The 4,145-nt window shown below is 71.7% G+C and carries 2 protein-coding genes; both read right to left on the bottom strand.

Going from position 1 to position 4,145, the window contains the following annotated elements:
• Positions 1–354: 354 nt before the first annotated feature.
• Positions 355–984, bottom strand: coding sequence for a LuxR C-terminal-related transcriptional regulator (locus ACIGWZ_RS01630; RefSeq protein WP_400060765.1), 630 nt, complete (start codon positions 982–984; stop codon positions 355–357).
• A gap of 458 nt (positions 985–1,442) precedes the next feature.
• On the bottom strand, positions 1,443–4,145 hold the full coding sequence (locus tag ACIGWZ_RS01625; RefSeq protein ID WP_400059672.1) for an AAA family ATPase: 2,703 nt from the start codon (positions 4,143–4,145) through the stop codon (positions 1,443–1,445).

Below are 4,145 nucleotides of genomic sequence, written 5' to 3'. Positions count from 1 at the left end.
GTTCGCCACGTTCCAACCCATCTCAAGACCGTCGGACAGCAGAGGATTTCGATGTGGACAGCCGGCGCTGGGGACGGCTGTTCCACAGCTACTGACTTATCTGCGTGCCCTGCACGAGGCAGCTCGACTTCCCGCACGCCACGCCCCCAGTCTCTATGGGGGTGACCATGGAATTCCGTAGTGTCGGCCGGGCCTCGGGGCCGGCCGCGCGCAGACAGGCCGGGGCGCCGGGGATGCTCAGCGGCACCCCCGGCGCCCGGTACCTTCTCGGCTCGCCTTCGGAACGGTCCGGGCCGCAAAGGCAGACCTCGGCCCGCGTCGGCGTGGCGAACCACCGAAATTGCGGGGGGTGTGTTACTTGATGAAGTCGTCCACGACGCGGGGCGGCCAGGTCCCCACCGTCAGCACCCCCATTGCATACGCGCGGGAGACCAGCGCCGCGCGGTTGGGAGCCTTCAGTTTCCGCAGCAGACTGGTGACGTGATATTCCACGCCATGCTGGCTGAGATACAACCGGGACGCCAGCGGAATCGTGGACAGACCCGCCGCGATTCCCTCCAGAATTCGCGCGTCGATCTCGCTGAGAAGTTTCCTTCTCGGTGCCACCAACGCGTCGTCCGCCGAGCTCTCGCCCGACCGCATCACGACGAGGACGGCGGCCGGGTCGGGGCCGTAGCCGCTCACTGCGGCGGCCGTGAGGCTGCCGGTGAACACGTCGCCGGTCGGCCGCAGCGCCACCACGTTCGTGACGAACCGGTCCCGGCGGCCCTCCAGCAGCCGCTCGAACTGCCGCATGAGCGGCTGCCGCACGCTGGGGTGCACCAGCTCGCGGAAATTGCGCCCGAAGACGTCGGGTGCCGTCGTCGAGGAATCGGAGGAGAGAGGCGCGAGTACGTCGGCGGAAGGTGCGGCGGGGGTCGCGAAGTGACGGAAGAAGTCCTGATTGGCCTGACGGATCGTCAGCGCCGGGTCCAGTACGGATATGCACACACTCGACCGCTCCTCCCCTCGGACCGCCGTACCGGCCGCACCGGGCGCGCCGACCGCACTGTGGCCTGCCGAAAGCTGCAGAGAGTCCGCTAAAGCAGGAAATCTCAAGGGACTGACATCCTTTCCAACCCCCGCTTGTAAACCAGAAACCAAGAGAACATCGAGCGAAAAGGGGAAACACCGGAGAATGAAGCGGGCCACGGGATCCGAGGGCCGCCCGGCAGCTACCGGGAAGAATTCCGAACTCCCCGACACAATTGACACTAAGGATCGATTGGGACAAGCGTCAACGCCGACCCGGCCGTTATCCCTAAACCTGCGGTCGCGCACTCCCGCACGGTACGGTCCGCCGCGACCTTTCGGCCCACCGAACACTCCGAACGATTACCGCCGGTATCCCCCGGCACCGTAAGGGGCGCTCACCACGGGGCGCTCGGCGGGACCGAGCGAGCTCAGCGCGACCCGAGCGCGCTCCGGGCTCCCAGCAGCTCACGCCGCCCCGAGACGCCCAACTTCCGGTAGCACGACGTCAGATGCTTCTCCACCGCACGGGTGCTCACGCCCAGCTCATCGGCGATTTCCTGATTGGTCAGACCCCGGCTCACCAGCGAGACGACCTTGCGCTCGCCTTGGGTGAGCGGTGCCTCCTGGCTGGGGGCGGCGGTTCCCAGGGCCGCGCGGGCGCGCTCGGTCAGCCAGGGGGCGCCGCAGGCGGTGGTGAGAGCAACGGCCTCACGCAGCACCGCCCTCGATTCCTTGCCGCCCTCCAGGGTTCGGCCCAACTGGAGCAATGTACGGGACAGTTCGAGCGCGTTGGCGGATGTGCGAAGGATCTCGGCGGACTCGCGCAGGGCGGCGACGCCGCCTCCGCCGGGCAGCAGGGCGTTCAGACGCAGGGCGCGGCCGAGAGCGGCGGGGGCCGCCCACTCCCGGGCCCAGGCCAGTTCCTCCTCCGCCAGGGCCAGGGCCGGCCGGGTCTCGCCCAGGCGGTGGTGGAGGACGATGGCGCGGGGCCGCCAGGGGAAGAGGGCGGAGTTGCGCCAGCCGGCCGATTCCAGTTGGCGGCCGCAGACCAGTAGGGCTTTCAGCGCGTCGGCGCCGCGGCCGCGGCGGGCGTCGAGCGCGGCCCTGAGAAGCCGCCGCACGACCGTCATGGCGAGGCCGGCCGGCCGGCGCCTCCCGGGGTCCTCGAGGAGGCGTTCGATCAGCTCGATGTCGCCGGATTCCATGGCCACCGCGGCCCGGACGACGGTGGTCGGCTCGCGCCAGTCCGCGTCGGCCAGTCCGGCGGCCCGGTCGGCCTGTTCGCGGGCCTGGGTCAGGCGCCCACAGGCGAGCTGGATCAGGGCGTTCTCGGCGTGCACCCCCGCGTGCGGGCGGTCGGTGTGCTGCTCGCCGGACAGCCGGGTGTTGATGCCTTCCACCGCGTCGGCGGCGTACAGGGCCACCGCGACCAGCGGTAGTGCGGTGCGGGCGGGTGCGGAGGTCACCGGCTCGCGTTCCAGGATCTGTCCGGCCAGGGCGGCGACGTCCGGTGCCGGCAGGGCACTCGAGAGGACCCCCGCGTTGTTCAGGACGGCCGCCAGTTCGCGGGCGCCGCCGGTGTCCAGGGGAGGCGGGGTGCCGAGCGAGCGCAGGCGTTCCACCGCGCCGGTCAGCTCCGCCGGGTTCTCGTGCCCGGCGTGCCACAGGCGCGCTTCCAGGCGCAGGGCGATCTCGCAGGGACATCCCTGGCACGGCTCGGTGGGCTCGAAGTCTTCGGAGACGTTGCGCAGCAGGTCCACGGCCGAGGAGGTTGCGCCGCCGAGGACGCTGGGCGGGATGAGCAAGGTGGCGGCGGCCCGGTCGGTGGCCGACGACAGCAGGCGGACGGCCTGGCTGATGTGGCGTTCGCAGGCGGCGGGGTCGATGCCGCGTTCGGCCTTGGCCAGGTCGATCAGCAGGCGTGCGCGTTCGCCGTCGCCCGCGGTGCTCTCCAGCAGGGCGCGCCGCAGGTAGCGGGCGGCGGCGTCCGGCGCGCCGCGGCGCAGCGCGGCTTCTGCGGCCGCCCGTAGTACCCCTATGGCCCACGGGCGGTGGGAGTCGGTGACACCCATCAGCAGGTCCGCGACGTGGTCGGCCGGGCGGCCGGCCTGGTGGAGGAGTTCGGCCGCGGCGTCCCGGGAGCGTTCGCGTTCGGCAATGGTGAGGGCGGAATCGACGGCGTCGCAGACGACACGGTGCATGAAGCGTGGGGTGTCGTCGTGGGGGGCGAGCAGGCCGAGGCGGTGCAGGGCGCGCAGGGCCCGCTGGTAGCTGATGGTGTCCAGGCGTGCATGGCGTCGGACGAGGTCGGGCTCACCGTGGTCGCCGAAGGCGGCGAGGGCCGCGGCCAGGTCGCGTACCGGGCCGGGCTGGGTGTGGAGGCAGCTGGCCAGCCGGTCGCGGAGCGGGGTGGGGCGCAAGATGCGGGCCTGGTGGGCCTGTTCGGCGGTGGGCCGGTGGCCGTTGAGGGCCTGGTCGCGCAGGACGGACTGGAGGAAGAGGGGGTTGCCGGCGCAGGTGTCGTGGCAGGCGTGGGCGTAGCTGTCCTCGGCGGGTTCGCCCAGCTGGTGGCGGATCAGCGCCCGGGTGCCGTCGAGCGAGAGCGGGGCGGGGCGCAGGATGTCGGCGGCGTCCGCGAAGTCGTCGACGAGCGGGTGCTGGGCTCGGGGGTCGCCGTCACGCAGGGTGCACACGAGGGCGGCGCGCATCCCGTCCGCGCGCCGGGCCAGGTAGACGAGCCAGCGCAGGGAGGGGAGATCGACCCACTGCAGGTCGTCGACGAGGAGGAGTACGGGGGTGGTGGCGCAGGCGTCGGCGAGTATCGACCGCAGGCCGTGGAGGACGGCTTCGGAGGCGGGGACGTCGTGGTCGCCGGGGGTGGGGAGGTCGTCGGCCACGAGGGGGCCGAGGAGCTGGTGGACGATGCCGAAGGCGAAGTCCTGCTCCATGGGGGCGGCGTTGGCGCGTAACACCCGTAAGTTGCCCGGGGGCGAGGTGCCGGCCTCCTCGAGGAGGGAGGACCGGCCGATGCCCAGGGGGCCGGTCACCAGCAGTGCGGAGGAACGGCCCGCCTGTGCCTGACGCACTGCGGTGCCGATGCGGGCCAGTTCGGATTCCCGCTCATACAGCAT

It is taken from the genome of Streptomyces sp. NPDC053427 (assembly GCF_044544985.1).
Lineage (GTDB): Bacteria > Actinomycetota > Actinomycetes > Streptomycetales > Streptomycetaceae > Streptomyces.
Note: the sequence above shows the minus strand (reverse complement) of the source record. Positions and strands in the feature narration are given on the sequence as shown.

Coding starts and splice junctions, on each gene's coding strand:
- ACIGWZ_RS01625 (WP_400059672.1), bottom strand. CDS start 4,145: ATGCTGTATGAGCGGGAATCCGAACTGGCCCGCATCGGCACCGCAGTG.